Origin of the sequence: Streptomyces sp. NPDC007189 (assembly GCF_040703635.1) — a bacterium.
Taxonomy (GTDB): Bacteria; Actinomycetota; Actinomycetes; order Streptomycetales; family Streptomycetaceae; genus Streptomyces.
Genome location: NZ_JBEYEY010000012.1, coordinates 189,451 through 204,385, shown reverse-complemented (window position 1 = coordinate 204,385; position 14,935 = coordinate 189,451). Strand labels below are relative to the sequence as shown.

15 protein-coding genes and 1 tRNA gene are annotated in these 14,935 nt (G+C 71.9%); 11 read left to right on the top strand and 5 right to left on the bottom strand.

The features are described from left to right. The first annotated feature begins 206 nt into the window (after nucleotides 1-206). The 3 genes from AB0950_RS24590 (at nucleotide 207) to AB0950_RS24580 (ending at nucleotide 1,347) form a co-directional block, all read left to right on the top strand. On the top strand, nucleotides 207-575 hold the full coding sequence (locus tag AB0950_RS24590; protein WP_330339781.1) for a hypothetical protein: 369 nt from the start codon (nucleotides 207-209) through the stop codon (nucleotides 573-575). A 138-nt stretch (nucleotides 576-713) separates the two neighbouring features. After that, the gene (locus AB0950_RS24585; protein ID WP_360145193.1) at nucleotides 714-1,283 is read left to right on the top strand and encodes a bifunctional DNA primase/polymerase; all 570 of its coding nucleotides are present in this window, start codon (nucleotides 714-716) and stop codon (nucleotides 1,281-1,283) included. Next, a tRNA-Lys gene (locus tag AB0950_RS24580) sits at nucleotides 1,274-1,347 on the top strand. The genes AB0950_RS24585 and AB0950_RS24580 overlap by 10 nt, the downstream gene beginning before the upstream one ends. 353 nt (nucleotides 1,348-1,700) lie before the next feature. Here the strand turns inward: AB0950_RS24580 and AB0950_RS24575 are convergent. Then, entirely contained in the window at nucleotides 1,701-2,990 is a 1,290-nt protein-coding gene (locus AB0950_RS24575) for a M6 family metalloprotease domain-containing protein (protein ID WP_366779404.1), read from the bottom strand. Between the two features lie 291 nt (nucleotides 2,991-3,281). Between AB0950_RS24575 and AB0950_RS24570 the strand changes: the two genes are divergently transcribed. Next, on the top strand, nucleotides 3,282-5,084 hold the full coding sequence (locus AB0950_RS24570; protein WP_366779403.1) for a bifunctional diguanylate cyclase/phosphodiesterase: 1,803 nt from the start codon (nucleotides 3,282-3,284) through the stop codon (nucleotides 5,082-5,084). Here AB0950_RS24570 and AB0950_RS24565 read toward each other — a convergent pair. From AB0950_RS24565 to AB0950_RS24555, 3 genes are all read right to left on the bottom strand, one after another. Beyond that, the gene (locus tag AB0950_RS24565) at nucleotides 5,063-6,160 is read right to left on the bottom strand and encodes an LLM class flavin-dependent oxidoreductase (protein ID WP_360145202.1); all 1,098 of its coding nucleotides are present in this window, start codon (nucleotides 6,158-6,160) and stop codon (nucleotides 5,063-5,065) included. The two genes, AB0950_RS24570 and AB0950_RS24565, sit on opposite strands and share 22 nt — an antisense overlap. An 81-nt stretch (nucleotides 6,161-6,241) precedes the next feature. Next, nucleotides 6,242-6,973 (bottom strand): decarboxylase, encoded by a 732-nt coding sequence (locus tag AB0950_RS24560; RefSeq protein ID WP_360145205.1) that lies wholly within the window; start codon nucleotides 6,971-6,973, stop codon nucleotides 6,242-6,244. Next, nucleotides 6,970-7,758, bottom strand: a complete 789-nt coding sequence (locus AB0950_RS24555; protein ID WP_360145208.1) for a decarboxylase — start codon at nucleotides 7,756-7,758, stop codon at nucleotides 6,970-6,972. Before AB0950_RS24555 ends, AB0950_RS24560 begins: the two co-directional genes overlap by 4 nt. 147 nt (nucleotides 7,759-7,905) lie before the next feature. On the opposite strand from AB0950_RS24555, the gene AB0950_RS24550 reads away from it, so the two are divergent. Beyond that, nucleotides 7,906-8,856 (top strand): D-2-hydroxyacid dehydrogenase, encoded by a 951-nt coding sequence (locus AB0950_RS24550; RefSeq protein ID WP_366779402.1) that lies wholly within the window; start codon nucleotides 7,906-7,908, stop codon nucleotides 8,854-8,856. Between the two features lie 31 nt (nucleotides 8,857-8,887). Next, nucleotides 8,888-10,309, top strand: a complete 1,422-nt coding sequence (locus AB0950_RS24545; RefSeq protein ID WP_366779401.1) for an amidase — start codon at nucleotides 8,888-8,890, stop codon at nucleotides 10,307-10,309. 10 nt (nucleotides 10,310-10,319) lie between these two features. On the opposite strand, the gene AB0950_RS24540 is transcribed toward AB0950_RS24545, so the two are convergent. Then, nucleotides 10,320-10,814 (bottom strand): DUF3830 family protein, encoded by a 495-nt coding sequence (locus AB0950_RS24540; RefSeq protein WP_360145217.1) that lies wholly within the window; start codon nucleotides 10,812-10,814, stop codon nucleotides 10,320-10,322. A 47-nt stretch (nucleotides 10,815-10,861) separates the two neighbouring features. Here AB0950_RS24540 and ehuB point away from each other — a divergent pair, with 47 nt between their 5' ends. From ehuB to AB0950_RS24515, 5 genes are all read left to right on the top strand, one after another. Next, entirely contained in the window at nucleotides 10,862-11,779 is a 918-nt protein-coding gene (ehuB, locus tag AB0950_RS24535) for an ectoine/hydroxyectoine ABC transporter substrate-binding protein EhuB (RefSeq protein ID WP_366779400.1), read from the top strand. Next, nucleotides 11,776-12,495 (top strand): ectoine/hydroxyectoine ABC transporter permease subunit EhuC, encoded by a 720-nt coding sequence (gene ehuC / locus AB0950_RS24530; protein WP_361978759.1) that lies wholly within the window; start codon nucleotides 11,776-11,778, stop codon nucleotides 12,493-12,495. The genes ehuB and ehuC overlap by 4 nt, the downstream gene beginning before the upstream one ends. After that, nucleotides 12,492-13,142, top strand: coding sequence for an ectoine/hydroxyectoine ABC transporter permease subunit EhuD (gene ehuD, locus AB0950_RS24525; protein WP_360145226.1), 651 nt, complete (start codon nucleotides 12,492-12,494; stop codon nucleotides 13,140-13,142). The genes ehuC and ehuD overlap by 4 nt, the downstream gene beginning before the upstream one ends. Then, the gene (gene ehuA, locus AB0950_RS24520; RefSeq protein WP_360145229.1) at nucleotides 13,132-13,914 is read left to right on the top strand and encodes an ectoine/hydroxyectoine ABC transporter ATP-binding protein EhuA; all 783 of its coding nucleotides are present in this window, start codon (nucleotides 13,132-13,134) and stop codon (nucleotides 13,912-13,914) included. Before ehuD ends, ehuA begins: the two co-directional genes overlap by 11 nt. A gap of 210 nt (nucleotides 13,915-14,124) precedes the next feature. Then, nucleotides 14,125-14,883, top strand: a complete 759-nt coding sequence (locus AB0950_RS24515; protein ID WP_360145232.1) for an IclR family transcriptional regulator C-terminal domain-containing protein — start codon at nucleotides 14,125-14,127, stop codon at nucleotides 14,881-14,883. Nucleotides 14,884-14,935 lie beyond the last annotated feature (52 nt).

The window sequence follows — 14,935 nt, the reverse complement described above, 5'->3', positions numbered from 1 at the left end:
GCAGCCCGCACGGCTGGGAAGCGAACCACGCGGTACCCGCGCACCTGGCAGAACACCGGGTGAGCCGGCGGCCGTGACGGGTCCGGGGTGATCGGCCGCCGCGGGGGGAGCTTCGGACGGGGCGGCCTCTTGCGGGGGCGCGGGACAATGGACGGTGGCCCACCTGAAGGCGGTGCCCAGCGAACCGTACGAGGAGGAGACAAGACATGGCGGAGCCCACGCCGCGTCGCAACGAACCGCGGCTACGCCCCGCGCCTCTGATCTTCGAGCCCGCGGAGGCGGCCGCCGATCCCGAGCACTTCTTCGACCTGGAGTCGATCGAGGATCCGCGGGCGCTGCTGGCCCGGGCCACGGAGCTGACCCAGGCGTTCCGCGCGGCCGCCGACCGGGCCGTGGAGTTCCAGGCCATCGCCGCGGCCCAGCTCGCCGACCCGCGCCGGTTCGACCGGCTGACCCCGGCGGACATCGCCGAGCGGGCGGAGTGGACCGAGGACTACGCGAAGAAGATGGTCGAGTTCGGGCGGGACCTGATGCGGGGCAACGCCGAGGGGCGGACGTCCCCGGATCCGGTGTGAGTCCACGCCCTGTGTGATTCCGGCAGTAACCCGTCTGGCATATGCCAGGCGGGCAAGATACTCCTCCCTCGCCTTCCCTGTCCCGGTTTTCGGCAACTCAGAAGGACCGTTCGCTCACGCCCGGTATACCTGAGTGTCATGAGCAGCGCACCGAACGTGACCCGAGTCACCTCCGACGGCGTCGACTGGCTCGCCTCGGCGGCGACGTACCCGCGCAGCACGGTCGCCCTCTGGGAGGAGCGCCCGGACGCCCCGGTGGTCCTGCCCTGCGGCACCGCCTTCGACGTGGTCAGCGCCCCGGCGATCTTCGGCCGCCGGATGCTGGACCGGCTGTGGGACGACGGCCCCGGCTCGGGACCGGTCGCGGTGTTCCGGGGCCGCGTGCTGCTGTTCGCCGCGCCGGGCACGGCACAGCGGCTGCCCTCGCTGCTGGCCTGGGAGGAGTGGGGCTCGAACCGTACGGAGGCGGTGCCGCCGCTGCTGTGCCACGGCACGGGCGACGCGGTGACCGTCCCGGCGCCGACCGGCTGCGACACCCCCGGCGACTCACGCTGGCTGGTCGCCCCGGACACGCGTCACCCCTGGCTGCCGGGGCCGGAGGTGGTCCTCTGGGCGGCCGTCCGAGCGGCCCGCGAGGCGGTGCGCATATCGATTTTTCCTCCCGCCGACCAGGATGCTAATGTCTACGACGTCAGCAGGCGCCGCTAGCTCAGTTGGTTAGAGCAGCTGACTCTTAATCAGCGGGTCCGGGGTTCGAGTCCCTGGCGGCGCACGATGGCGATGGCGAGGCATGTCCGCGGAAAAGCGCGGACCGGCCTCGCCATCGTTGGTTTTGCGCGGCTTCGCCGCGCGTTGTGGGGGCTTCGCCACCCACACCCCCATGGCTCCGTGAACCGGGGCCGAGAAGCGCCGGCCGGTGGAACGTCGGTCGAAAAGCGCCGGGTCGCTGCACAGGGGCCGAGAAAGCGCGCCGGGGTGGCGATGGCGAGGCATGTCCGCGGAAAAGCGCGGACCGGCCTCGCCATCGTTGGTTTTGCGCGGCTTCGCCGCGCGTTGTGGGGGCTTCGCCACCCACACCCCCATGGCTCCGTGAACCGGGGCCGGGAAGCCCCGGGACAGTGATCGTCAGCCGGAAACGGTCTGGGTGATGCGTACCGTCCAGGCTCCCGACGGGGTTCTGTCCTCCACACCCACCGTGACGCCCGTGCCGGGGACGGTGAAGGTTTCGCCCAGGGCTACCGGGGCGTCGGCGAGGGGTGGGTAGACCGAGGTCTCCCAGCAGGCCTCGGTGTGCGGGTGGGCGTCGACGACCTCGATCGGGCCGCCGCCGGACTCCGCTCCGCTGCTGATCCGGTACACCAGCACCCCCTGCCGGCAGGACGTCCGGTCGTTGCCGGCCGTGCCGCGCGCCTCGAAGCCGAGGACGCTGTCGGGGCCGGTGCGCACCAGCGCCAGCTTCACCCCGTGCCCGAGGCCGAAGGCCGGCGCGCCCGCCGTGCCCTGCACCGGGATGCCGGGCCCCGCCTCCAGGGGCTCCAGGGTCAGCCGGGTCGGGCCGGCGCCGCGCACGCACACCACCTGGCGCGGATCCAGCCAGCCCAGCTTCCACCGGTGCCAGGCGAAGAGATCCGGCGCGAGCCCGAACTGGCTGCCCATCAGATCCCAGTCACCGACGTAGGTGTCCCAGTCGCCCTTGCCGTCGACCGGGCGGTGATAAAGGTCGGGCAGGTCGAAGAGATGGCCGGTCTCGTGGGCGAGGACGAGCCGGTCCGGCGGATGCTTCTCGAACACGGTGACGACCCGGCGCACGTCCGTGCCGTCGACGTGCATGGGCGTGTCCAGGTTGATGACCTTCGTGGCGTCCGAGTCGACGCCGGGCGCGTCCGGATCGGCGACGAAGTACACGACCTGGTAGCGGGAGAAGTCGACCTCCTTGTCGGCCACCTTGAACGCGTCGTGCAGATAGGCGGCCCGGTCGTCCGCGTCCCAGTCCCGCTTCATGGCGTACGCCGTGGACGGCCTGGGCATGTGCAGCCAGTGCGTCAGCGGATGCGGGCGCAGGGTGAAGCGGCCGTAGGAGGCCTGGGCGTAGTAGCGGCTGGTGGCCGGGAAGTGGTCGGCCGTCAGATCGGCGGGAGTGGTGCGCGGGGCGGCGTCCGGGAAGGACAGGAACACCATCACGGCGTCGATCGTGCCGGCCGGATGGCTGTAGTCCGGGTTCCAGCTGTCCACGCCCTCGGAGTGGTGGGCGGCGGTCCGGTGCAGGGCGCACGGGGTCGTGGAGTACGGCTCGGCGGCGGCCGGGCCGGAGAGGATCGACGTCGCGGCGAGCGCCGACAGCGTGGTGCACACGGCGGCGGTGCTGCGCAGCATGGGCACGGCGTGACCTCCGGATGCGGTTCTCGGGCCCTGCATCCAGATTGAGAGTGTTCGTCGCGATATGCCCTGTTTGCCTGCACCACAAGGGTGAGCGCGCCACGCGCACGCACCGGCGCGCTCCGGCGCCCGACACCCCGAAACACTCACGGAACGTCACAACAGGTCGGGGGCCTGAAGAACCCGTCCAGGTGCGGGCAGAAACGATCTGTCAGAAACTGTGCTCCGTCCGGGACACTGGTGAATGGCTGGAAGGGCCCGGGGCCAGCCTCTATGATCGGCACACTTTCCGGCACGGACTTCAGATCGAGTGCACTGCGGGAGCGAGCGGTGAGCGGAACGTCCGAAGGGCCGACGCCCGCGGCAGACCTCGACCGGTCAGCCGTCACAGACAGTGACCACACCACCTACCACCGTGTCTTCGCGGCCGCCCCGCTCGCCATGGCCGTCGTGGACCGCGCCGGGCTCGTCGCCGGCGCCAACGCGGCCTTCGGCGAGCTGCTCGGCGCCGATCCGGACACGCTCACCGGCCGGGTCGCCGCCGACCTGGTCGACCTCGCCTCGGACGCGCGCAGCTGGCACGCCTACCGCGAGGTGCTGCGCGACCGGCAGGCGAAGCTGCGCTGCACCCGCCGGCTGAAGCACCCCGAGGGTCACTCCGTGTGGGTGCAGGTGACCGTGGCCCCGCTGAGCGGCGGGTCCGGGGTCCTGCTCTCGGTCGCCGACGTCAGCGCCCGCCGTGAACTCCAGGCGCGCCTAAGGCACTTGCAGATGCACGACCCGGTGACCCGGCTGCCCAACCGCACGCTGTTCTTCGAGCGGCTGACCGGCGCGCTGGAGGCGGAGTCGTACGAGCGCAGCGGCACCGGCCGGATCGGGCTGTGCTATCTCGATCTCGACGGCTTCAAGGCGGTCAACGACACCCTCGGCCACCGGGTCGGGGACCGGCTGCTCGCGGCGGTCGCCGAGCGCCTGACCCGGGTGGCCGACGAGGCGGGGTACGCCCGCGCGGTGACGCCGCTGGTGGCCCGGCTGGGCGGCGACGAGTTCGCGCTGCTCGTGGAGGACTCCACCGGCACCGAACAGCTCGCCGACCTCGCCGAGTCGGCGCTCAAGGCCCTGGAGGAGCCCTTCGATCTGGCCGGCCAGCGGCTGTCGTTGACCGCGTCCATCGGCGTCGTCGAACGCCATGCCGCCGGCACGACCGCCACCGGCCTGATGCAGGCGGCCGATACGACCCTGTACTGGGCGAAGGCCGACGGCAAGGCCCGCTGGACCCTGTTCGACCCCGAGCGCAACGCGCACCGGATGACCCGTCAGGCGCTCTCCTCCACCCTGCGTCCCGCCATCGAGCGCGGTGAATTCACCCTCGAGTACCAGCCGTTGGTCGGCATGGAGGACGGACGCCTGGCCGGGGTCGAGGCGTTGATCCGCTGGAATCATCCTCAGTTCGGCACACTGACGCCGAATCGGTTCATCGGACTGGCCGAGGAGGACGGCTCGATCGTGCAGCTGGGCCGCTGGGCGCTGGCCACCGCCTGCCGCCAGGCCCGCCGCTGGCAGACGGACCACCCCGAGGAGCCGCCCCTGTTCGTCAGCGTCAACGTGGCCGTGCGGCAGGTGTGGGACTCGGATCTGGTGGCCGATGTGGCCCAGACCCTCGCCGAGACCGGACTCGCCCCGCATCTGCTGCAGCTGGAGCTGACCGAGTCGGCGGTCATGGGCTCGGCCGGGCGCCCGCTGCAGGCCCTGCAGGCCCTCAGCGACATGGGCGTGCGCATCGCCATCGACGACTTCGGCACCGGCTACTCCAACCTCGCCTATCTCAGCCGCCTGCCAGTCTCCACGCTGAAGCTGGACGGTTCCTTCGTCAGGGGGTTCCAGTACGAGGAGGCGGCCAAGGGAGTCGTGCCGAACCCGGCCGACGAGGTCATCGTCGAGGCGATGATCCAGCTCGCCCACCGGCTCGGCATCACCGTCACCGCCGAGTGCGTGGAGACCTCCGCGCAGGCCGACCGGCTGCGCCGCATCGGCTGCGACACCGGCCAGGGCTGGCTGTACTCCCGTCCGGTGCCGCCGGATCGTATCTCCGAGCTGCTCGACGAGCAGACCTACGTGGTCGGCAAGCCGTAGGCGTCCGCGATCAACTCGTAGGAGCGCAACCGCAGTTCACCGCGGTGGGCGTGGGAGACGATCATCAGCTCGTCGGCGCCGGTGCGCTTGTGCAGGTCGTCCAGGCCGGAGCGGACCTCGTCGGCGGTTCCGTGCACGATGTTGGCCGTCCAGGAGGTGATGAACTCCTCCTCCATCGGGCTGAACTCGTGCTTCTCGGCCTCGTCCGGGTCGGGGAAGAGGCCGGGCCGGCCGGTGCGCAGCCGCAGCATGTTCAGGGCCATCGCCCGGGTCTGGCGGCGGGCCTCACGCGCGTCGTCGGTGGCCAGGGCGGAGACGCCGATCAGGGCGTACGGCTCGTCGAGGACGTCCGAGGGGCGGAAGGTCTGCCGGTACAGGTCCAGGGCCGGGATGGTGTTCTGCGCGGAGAAGTGGTGCGCGAAGGCGAACGGCAGGCCCAGCATTCCGGCGAGGCGCGCGCTGAAGCCGGAGGAGCCGAGCAGCCAGATCGGCGGGCGGTGCGGGGACTGGACGCCGCCGGGGGTACTGCCCTGCACGGGGCCGGGGATCGCGTGGATGCGGCGGTACGGGTGGCCGTCGGGGAAGTCGTCGTCCAGGAAGCGGGTGAGTTCGGCGAGCTGCTGCGGGAAGTCGTCGGCGCCCTCGTTCAGGGTGTCGGTGCGGCGCAGGGCGGCGGCGGTGGCGCCGTCCGTGCCGGGGGCGCGGCCGAGGCCGAGGTCGATCCGGCCCGGCGCCATGGCCTCCAGCGTGCCGAACTGCTCGGCGATCACCAGGGGCGCGTGGTTGGGCAGCATGACGCCGCCCGAGCCGAGCCGGATGCGCTCGGTGCGGGCGGCGAGGTGGGCGAGGATCACGGCGGGCGAGGAGGAGGCGACACCGGGCATCGAGTGGTGCTCGGCGACCCAGTAGCGGTGGAAGCCGCGCGCCTCGGCGAACCGGGACAGCTCCACGCTGGTGCGCAGCGCGTCGCTCGCGGTGCTGCCCGCGCCGACGGTCACCAGGTCCAGTACGGAGAGGGGGACGGGGGCGGTCCCGTGCGTCGTGCCCCGGATCTCGTCTGCCTCGGCTGCGGACACGGTGTGGGCCTCCTGTGTGTGGCGTGGGCTGTCCTGCCGTGCGGTAACAGGAGGCAGTCTCCGGTTATTCCCCGGCGCGGCTCACACCTGCACGATCGGCTCCCGCGTGAACAGCGCCCCCAGCGTCGGCGCGTTCACCCGGCGGTCGGCGAGCCTGAGCCCCTCCCACACCGAGACCTGGTTGGCGGTGAGCACCGGCTTGGACAGCGCCTTCTCCAGCAGCTGCAGGTGCGCGGCCGTGTGCAGGGCGGTGTCCGGCAGCAGGACCGCCTCCGCGTCCGGGGCGTCGGCCGCCCGCGCCAGCGTCAGCACGTCCTCCTCGCCCCAGGTGCCGACCTCGGCGGCGGTGATGATCCCCGAGGAGCGCGTCCCGGTGACCTCCAGCCCGCCGGCCCGCAGGAAGTCCGCGAACAGCGCGGTGATGTCGTCCGGGTAGGTCGCCCCGATCGCGACGCGCCGCAGGCCCAGCTCCCGGGCCGCGTGGACGAAGCCGAACGACGTCGAGGACGCCGGCATCCCGGCCAGCCGGGCGAGCGTGCGCACCTGCGCCTGGGCGCCGTCCCAGCCGTGCACGAAGCCGCCGCTGGTGCACGCCCACACCACCGTCTCGGCGCCGGACAGCCGCAGACTCTCCATGCCCGCCGCGAGCCGCTCGGCGGAGCCCATCTCGCGCAGCGCCGCCACCCGGTGCGCGTCCTCGCCGATGTCGGTGTGGACCAGGTCCACCCGGATGTCGCTGCCCAGGAGCTGCTCGATGCGCGGATAGTCGTCCTCGGCGGAGTGGCCCGGGTAGAGGAGTCCGAGTGCGGTCATGTCCAGCCTTCCTGCGTCTCTTCGGGCAGTACGGGAGGCCAGGCGCGCGCCGCTTCGTCCAGCAGCGCCTGGTAGGGCCCCACGGCCCGGGTACCCATCCGGCGCAGCGCAGCCCACATCGTGACCTGGTTGGCGGAGAGCACGGGGATGCGCAGCTCGGCCTCCAGCTGGGGGATCACGTCGTACGTCGGCAGGTTGGTGCAGGAGATGAACAGCGCGTCGGCGGCGCCGGGGCGGACCGCCTGCCGGGCCATGGCGACGACGTCCCGGTAGGGCACCTTCCAGATGTGCCGGGTCAGCCCCATGAAGGCGCACCCGGTGACCTGGACGCCGGCCTCGGCGACGAAGTCCTCCAGCGCCCGGGTCACCGACACCGTGTACGGCGTGACCAGCGCGACCCGCCGTATCCGCAGTTCCTCCAGCGCCTGAAGCAGCGCGCCGGAGGTGGTCACCGACGGCGGCGCGCCCGCGAGGCTCATCGCCGCGCGCATCGCCCGCTCCCCGGCGATGCCGCCGACGAAGCTGCCGGAGGCGCACGCGTAGGCGACGGACTCGGGCGCGACGGCGGTCAGGGCGCGCACGGCGTCGCCGAGGGTCTCGTGCTCGCTGACCAGCCGGGCCAGGTCCAGGCTCACCTCGACCGGCACGAACGGGGTCCGGGTCAGATGCAGCGACACCTCGTCGGGCACCCAGCGCCACAGCTCGCGGTCGAGCGCGAAGTCGAAGGGGGCCACCACGCCGACCCCGCGCTGGGGGCGGGGGCCGCCGAGAAAGGAGACGTCCATGGCTGCCACCCTCACGCTGGGAGACGAGCGGGCAACGGTGCGCGAATGCGCCCGTGTTGACGACGGTAGGTTCGGGTGCGAGCGTGGTCAATCCGCGCATGTGTGCGCGCTTCATCCCCGCATGTCAGACGGTCGGAGCCGCCCCGTATGACGACCCTCCCCACCCTCCTGGTGCTGGACGCCGACCCGCCGCCCCGGCTCGGCCGGCTCACCGGGCGCGCCCGGATCGTGCACACGGACGCGGCGCATCTGGCCGAGCGGCTGCCGCAGGCGGACGTGCTGCTGGTGTGGGACTTCACCTCGCACGCGGTGCGCGACGCCTGGCCGGGGGACGGGCCCCGGCCGGTGTGGGTGCACACGGCGAGCGCGGGCGTGGACCATCTGCTGGGCCCGGAGCTGGCCGCTTCGGAAACGGTGGTGACGAACGCGCGCGGGATCTTCGACGATCCGATCGCCGAGTACGTCGCGGCGCTGGTGCTGGCGGCCGCCAAGGACCTGCCGCGCACGCTGGAGCTCCAGCGGGAGCGGACCTGGCGGCACCGGGAGGGCCGGCGGGTGGCGGGCACGCGCGCGTGCGTGGTCGGCTCGGGTCCGATCGGCCGGGCGATCGTGCGCACCCTGAAGGCGCTCGGTGTCACGACGGCGCTGGTGGGGCGGGTGCCGCGGACCGGCGTCCACGGTCCGGCCGACCTGGACCGGCTGATCTCCCGCGCGGACTGGGTGATCGCGGCGGCGCCGCTCACCGAGGAGACGTACGGCATGTTCGACGCCCGCCGCTTCGGCGTGATGCAGCCCTCGGCGTTCTTCGTCAACGTCGGCCGCGGCCGGCTCGTGGACGAGGAAGCCCTCGCCCTTGCGCTGACCCGCCGCTGGATCGCGGGCGCGGCCCTGGATGTCTTCACCGCCGAACCCCTCCCGGCCGACAGCCCGTTGTGGGGGCTGCCGGGGCTGATCGTCTCCCCGCACATGAGCGGGGACACGGTCGGCTGGCGGGACGAACTGGGCGAGCAGTTCATCGAGTTGTACGAGCGGTGGGCGGCGGGAAGATCCCTGGTGAACGTGGTCGACAAGAAGCGGGGATACGTCCCCGGGCACTGACCCCTCGACCACACGGCCTCTTGGAGGGTGCATGCAGCTCACCGACCTGACCGCCGTCCAGCTCCTCGACGGTTACCGCAAGGGCGAGTTCAGTCCCGTGGAGGCCACCGAGCAGGCCCTGGAGCGGGCCCGCCGGATCCAGCCGGAGGTGAACGCGTTCGTACGCCTCACCGAGGAGGACGCCCTCGTGCGGGCCCGGGAGTCCGAGGAGCGCTGGCGGCGCGGCGAGCCGGCCGGGCTGCTCGACGGCGTCCCGGTGACCGTGAAGGACATCCTCCTGCTGCGCGGCCACCCGACCCTGCGCGGCTCCCGGACGATCTCCGAGCAGGGCAGCTGGGAGGAGGACGCCCCGTCGGTGGCCCGGCTCCGCGAGCACGGCGCGGTGTTCCTGGGCAAGACGACGACCCCCGAGTTCGGCTGGAAGGGCGTGACGGACTCCCCGCTGTCGGGGATCACCCGCAACCCGCACGACCCGGCGCGGACCGCCGGCGGCTCCAGCGGGGGCAGCGCGGCGGCCGTGGCCCTCGGCGCGGGCCCGCTGTCGCTGGGCACGGACGGCGGCGGCAGCATCCGCATCCCGGCGGCGTTCTGCGGCGTCTTCGGCCTGAAACCGACGTACGGGCGCGTGCCCCTGTACCCGGCCAGCGCCTTCGGCACCCTGTCCCACGCGGGCCCGATGACCCGGGATGCGGCCGACGCGGCGCTCCTCCTCGACGTCATCGGCGCACCCGACCCGCGCGACTGGTCGGCCCTGCCACCCGCGCCGGGCTCCTTCACCGAGGCGCTGCGGGGCGGCGTGCACGGCCTGCGGGTCGCCTACTCCCCGACCCTCGGCGGCCAGGTCGCGGTCCGGCCGGCGGTCGCGGCGGCGGTACGGCGCACGGTGGCGCGGCTCGCCGACCTCGGCGCGTACGTCGAGGAGAGCGACCCCGACTTCAGCGACCCGGTGGAGGCCTTCCACACCCAGTGGTTCAGCGGCGCGGCCCGGCTCACCGAGCGCTTCTCCCCCCGCAAGCGGCAGCTGCTGGACCCCGGTCTGCGGGAGATCTGCGCGCAGGGCGCCCGCTACAGCGCGCTGGACTACCTCGCCGCCGTCGACGTCCGCATGGACCTCGGCCGCCGCATGGGCCGCTTCCACGAGCGCTACGACCTGCTGGTCACCCCGACGCTGCCGCTGACGGCCTTCGAGGCGGGCGTGGAGACGCCGAGAGGCTCGGCCCACCGCCGCTGGACGGGCTGGACCCCCTTCACCTACCCCTTCAACCTCACCCAGCAGCCCGCCGCCACCGTCCCGGTCGGCACCGACGACGCCGGCCTGCCCGTGGGGATGCAGCTGATCGCCGCCCGGCACCGCGACGACCTGGTCCTGCGCGCGGCGCACGCGCTGTACGAGGCCGGGGCGGTCGGGGTGCCGGCGGTCACCGGCGCAGCGCGGACCGGGGAGCACCGGTAGGCGCGCCCGCTCACGCCCGGCGAAAGCTCAGCGTCTCGCCCGCCGCGCCGCTGCGCCACAGGTCGTTGCAGGCCTCGGCCATCTCGTCCAGGCCCTCCACCACCTGGCCCCAGACGATGCCCGGGACCCAGCCCACGTCGGCGTTGAGGAGCAGGTTGTTGCGTTCGTAGAAGAAGGCGAGGTCGACGACCGTGGCGCCGGGGCGGACCTCGCGGTCGTAGCCGTAGGCCTTCGTGCCGAGTTCGGTGCCGGCGAAGGAGAAGTAACAGAGGTCGCCGGGAATCGGGGTGACCGTCGGGTTCTCCAGTGGGGGTTCCGTGGAGGCGAACGGCGGGAAGAGGGCGTAGATCTCGTTGCGGGCGTATTTGGCGTGGTAGACGTCGCCCGCGAGCGGCAGCGCCTCCCACACCGCCGCGCAGGTCAGGGGCGCGCGGTCGGTCAGGAGGCGGGCCGTGCAGTGCACGTCTCGCTTGGTGAGGGACACGGTGACGAAGCGATCGGCCATGAAAACCAGGGTGCATACGACGAGTGCGCTTGGGTAGCCGCGCCGCCATGGCTCCACCAACTGGGAACGACGTACACACATTCCGGTCCAGACCTGGACACACCCGGCGCTCGGTGCTCGGTGGTCTCGCCGCTCTCGGGGTGCTCGGCGCGGCGGGCTGCTCCCGGGTGGCCGAGGCGTCCGGCACCGAGGGCGGCGACCTGCTGGAACGGCTCCGTGCGCAGGGCGTCGTACGGCTCGGGATCGCCGGCGAGGTGCCGTTCGGGTACATCGACAAGGACGGTCACCTCACCGGTGAGGCGCCCGAGCTGGCCAAGGTGGTCTTCAAGCGGCTCGGGGTGGACCGGGTGCAGCCCGTGCCCACCGAGTTCGGCTCGCTGATACCCGGGCTCAACTCCCAGCAGTTCGACGTCGTGGCGGCCGGGATGTACGTCAACCCGGAGCGCTGCCAGCAGGTGATCTTCGCCGACCCCGATTACCAGATGCTGGATTCGTTCATCGTCCGCAAGGGGAACCCGATGGGGTTGCACTCCTACCAGGACGTCGTCGCGAAGAAGGCCAAGTTCGCCACCGGCACCGGGTACGCCGAGATCCAGTACGCGGTCGACGCCGGCTACAAGCAGAGCGACATCCTGATCGTCCCCGACCAGGTCGCCGGGCTGAACGCCGTCGAGGCCGGACGCGTCGACGTCTTCGCCGGTACGGCGCTGACCACCCGCGCGGTGGTGAAGAAGTCCGCCAAGGCGGAGGCGACCCGCCCCTTCGCACCGCTGGTCAAGGGCAAACCGCACGTCGACGGCGGCGCGTTCGCGTTCCGGCCGACCGAGACGAAGCTGCGGGACGCCTTCAACGTGGAGCTGCGCAAGCTGAAGAAGAGCGGCGAGCTGTTCCGGATCCTCAGGCCGTTCGGCTTCACCACGGCCGAGATGACCGGCCTCACCGCGAAGGAGCTGTGCGGCGGATGACCCCGGGACTGTGGGAACTCGTACTCAAGGGTGTCTGGACCACCGTCCAGCTGCTGGTGCTGGGCGCGCTGCTGGCCGCCGCCGTGTCCTTCGTCGTCGGCATCGCCCGCACGCACCGGCTGTGGATCGTGCGCTTCCTCGCCGGCTTCTACACCGAGGTGTTCCGCGGCACCTCGGCGCTGGTGATGATCTTCTGGGTGTTCTTCGTGCTGCCGGTCGCCTTCGGCTGGCAGCTGGTGCCCCTGTGGGCGGGCACGCTGGCGCTCGGCCTGACGTACGGCGCGTACGGCTCGGAGATCGTGCGCGGCGCGCTGCAGTCGGTCGACCCGGCGCAGCAGGAGGGCGGTATCGCGCTCAGCTTCACGCCGGCCCAGCGGATGCGGCTGATCCTGCTGCCGCAGGCGGTGCCGGAGATGATCCCGCCCTTCTGCAACCTGCTGGTCGAGCTGCTCAAGGGCACCGCGCTCGTGTCGGTGATGGGCATGGGCGATCTGACGTTCAGCGCGAACCTGGTCCGGCTGGCGCTGCAGCAGAGCGCGGAGATCTACACGTACGTGCTGCTGATCTACTTCGTGATCGCCTTCCTGATCACCCGGCTGATGCGCGGCCTGGAGAAGCGGCTGAAGGCCGGCGTCGGCAAGAGCGCGGGCACCGAGTCCGCGGCGCGTGAGCTGAAGCGGGCGCAGACGACCGGGGTAGGGGGGCGCGTCGCATGAAGTGGGACTGGAACGCCGTGAGCGGCTTCATGCCGCACTTCTGGGACGGGCTGCTGGTCACCCTTCAGGCCCTGGCCCTCGGTTCGCTGCTGTCCTTCAGCCTGGGCCTGGTGTGGACGCTGCTGATGCGGGCGCCGACCCGCTGGGTGCGCTGGCCGGTCGGGGTGCTCACGGAGTTCGTGCGCAACACCCCGCTGCTGGTGCAGCTGTTCTTCCTGTTCTACGTGCTGCCCGAGTGGGGCGTGACCTTCTCCGCGCTGACCACCGGCGTCTTCGCGATCGGCCTGCACTACTCGACGTACACCATGCAGGTCTACCGGGCCGGCATCGAGGCGGTCCCGGCCGGCCAGTGGGAGGCGGCGACCGCGCTGAACCTGCCCCGGCGGCGGACCTGGACCGCGGTGATCCTGCCGCAGGCGATCCGCCGGGTGGTGCCCGCCCTCGGCAACTACGTGATCTCCATGCTGAAGGACACGCCGATGCTGATGACGATCACCGTGCTGGAGATGCTCGGCCAGGCCCGGCTCTACTCCCAGCAGCACTTCCAGTTCACCGAGCCGGTCACCGTGATCGGAGTGGCCTTCATCCTCATCTCCTACCTGGCCTCCCTTCTCCTGCGAGCCCTGGAGCGTCGCCTTGTCCGTTGAGACCCGTCCACAGCCCTCCCCGACCGACGCCGGGCCGGCCGAGCTGGTCCGCCTGGAGAACGTCACCAAGCGGTTCGGTTCGAACACCGTGCTGGACCGGCTGGACTTCTCCGTCGACGCCGGAAAGCACGTCACCCTGATCGGCCCCTCGGGGTCCGGCAAGACCACGATCCTCAGACTCCTGATGACCCTGACCAAACCGGACGAGGGCACGATCACCGTCGACGGCGAGCAGCTGTTCCCGGCGCCGGAGAAGCAGGTCCGGGAGGTCCGCAAGAAGATCGGCATGGTCTTCCAGCAGTTCAACCTGTTCCCGAACATGAGCGTGCTGCGGAACCTCACCGAGGCGCCGGTGCAGGTCCTCGGCATGTCCAGGGACGAGGCCGAGGTACGCGCCCGCGAGCTGCTGGAGCTGGTGGGGCTCACCGACAAGTGCGACGCGAAGCCGACCCGGCTGTCCGGCGGGCAGCAGCAGCGGGTGGCGATCGCACGCGCCCTGGCGATGCGGCCGCAGGTGCTGCTGCTGGACGAGGTGACCTCCGCGCTCGACCCCGAGCTGGTCGCGGGCGTGCTCGACCTGCTCAGGGACATCGCGCGCAGCACCGACATCACGATGCTGTGCGTGACCCACGAGATGGGTTTCGCCCGGGACATCTCCGACCAGGTGCTGATGTTCGACGGCGGCCGGGTGATCGAGTCCGGCACCCCGGACAAGATCTTCAACGAGCCGGAGCAGGAGCGGACCCGGGAATTCCTGAGCGCGGTGCTGTGACTGCGCGACGGGGGCCGGGAAGACCGCCCGAGGTCCAGGCCCTGGGTCAGGACGCTGGCATATGTCAGAGGGTCTGCGTCGCAGTTGGGAGGGGACCGGCGGGCGGAACAAACTCGCCAACCCCCTCTCCGCGCACCGGGTTTGCCCAGTATCGTGGGGACCGCAGGACCCACCGTACGGCCCAGTAAGCGAGCGCAGGGGGAGACCACCGTGGCGCTGATGCACGAGCCGACCGCCCCGTACCACTCCGCCCAGGACGCGCTGCGCGTGCTGGAGATCGTCGCCCGCCGCTCCTGCGGTGTCACCGACACCGAGCTGGCCCGCCGCACCGGCCTGCGCCCCGAGCGGCTCACCGCCCTGCTGCGCATGCTGCGCCGGGAGGGCTACGTGCAGCAGATCACCGGCGGGGCGTACGTCGCCGGGGAGACCCTGCGCCGGCTCACCTCCGCGCACGACCGGGAACGGGCCGTGCGCGAGAAGCTCCAGCACACCCTGGACCGGCTGCGCGACTCGGTCGGCGCGGCGGTCTACATGAGCCGGTACGTCGACGGCGAGGTCAAGGTCACCCAGTACGCGGCCGGCCCCACCACCCCGGCGGTCAACGAGTGGGTCGACTTCCGCACCGCCGCGCACGCCACGGCGGTCGGCAAGAGCCTGCTCACGCAGCTCGACCACAACGCACGCCGCGACCACCTCTCCCGGCACAAGATGGCCCGCCTCACCTCGCGCACCATCACCAGCGACAAGCTGCTGCTGTCCCGCCTGGAGTCCCAGCCGCCGACGGTCCCGGTCCTGGACCTGCAGGAGTACGCGATCGGCACGGTCTGCGCGGCGGTCCCGATCACGGCCGGTTCCTCGGTGGGCTGCCTGGCGCTGTCGCTCCCCGTGGAGCACGCGCACCGGCTGCGGCAGGCGGCGGACACGCTCAACCGGAACGCCGCCCCGGTGCTGCTGTCCCTCACGATCTAGGTCCGCCCCGGGTGGTCACGAGCACCCCTCGGGACCAGGTAGTATTTTCTTC

Excerpts from the sequence above, each read along its gene's own strand:
- AB0950_RS24590 (WP_330339781.1), top strand. The coding sequence starts at position 207 with ATGGCGGAGCCCACGCCGCGTCGCAACGAACCGCGGCTACGCCCCGCG.
- AB0950_RS24585 (WP_360145193.1), top strand. The coding sequence starts at position 714 with ATGAGCAGCGCACCGAACGTGACCCGAGTCACCTCCGACGGCGTCGAC.
- AB0950_RS24575 (WP_366779404.1), bottom strand. The coding sequence starts at position 2,990 with ATGCAGGGCCCGAGAACCGCATCCGGAGGTCACGCCGTGCCCATGCTG.
- AB0950_RS24560 (WP_360145205.1), bottom strand. The coding sequence starts at position 6,973 with ATGACCGCACTCGGACTCCTCTACCCGGGCCACTCCGCCGAGGACGAC.
- AB0950_RS24555 (WP_360145208.1), bottom strand. The coding sequence starts at position 7,758 with ATGGACGTCTCCTTTCTCGGCGGCCCCCGCCCCCAGCGCGGGGTCGGC.
- AB0950_RS24550 (WP_366779402.1), top strand. The coding sequence starts at position 7,906 with ATGACGACCCTCCCCACCCTCCTGGTGCTGGACGCCGACCCGCCGCCC.
- AB0950_RS24545 (WP_366779401.1), top strand. The coding sequence starts at position 8,888 with ATGCAGCTCACCGACCTGACCGCCGTCCAGCTCCTCGACGGTTACCGC.
- AB0950_RS24540 (WP_360145217.1), bottom strand. The coding sequence starts at position 10,814 with ATGGCCGATCGCTTCGTCACCGTGTCCCTCACCAAGCGAGACGTGCAC.
- ehuB (WP_366779400.1), top strand. The coding sequence starts at position 10,862 with ATGGCTCCACCAACTGGGAACGACGTACACACATTCCGGTCCAGACCT.
- ehuC (WP_361978759.1), top strand. The coding sequence starts at position 11,776 with ATGACCCCGGGACTGTGGGAACTCGTACTCAAGGGTGTCTGGACCACC.
- ehuD (WP_360145226.1), top strand. The coding sequence starts at position 12,492 with ATGAAGTGGGACTGGAACGCCGTGAGCGGCTTCATGCCGCACTTCTGG.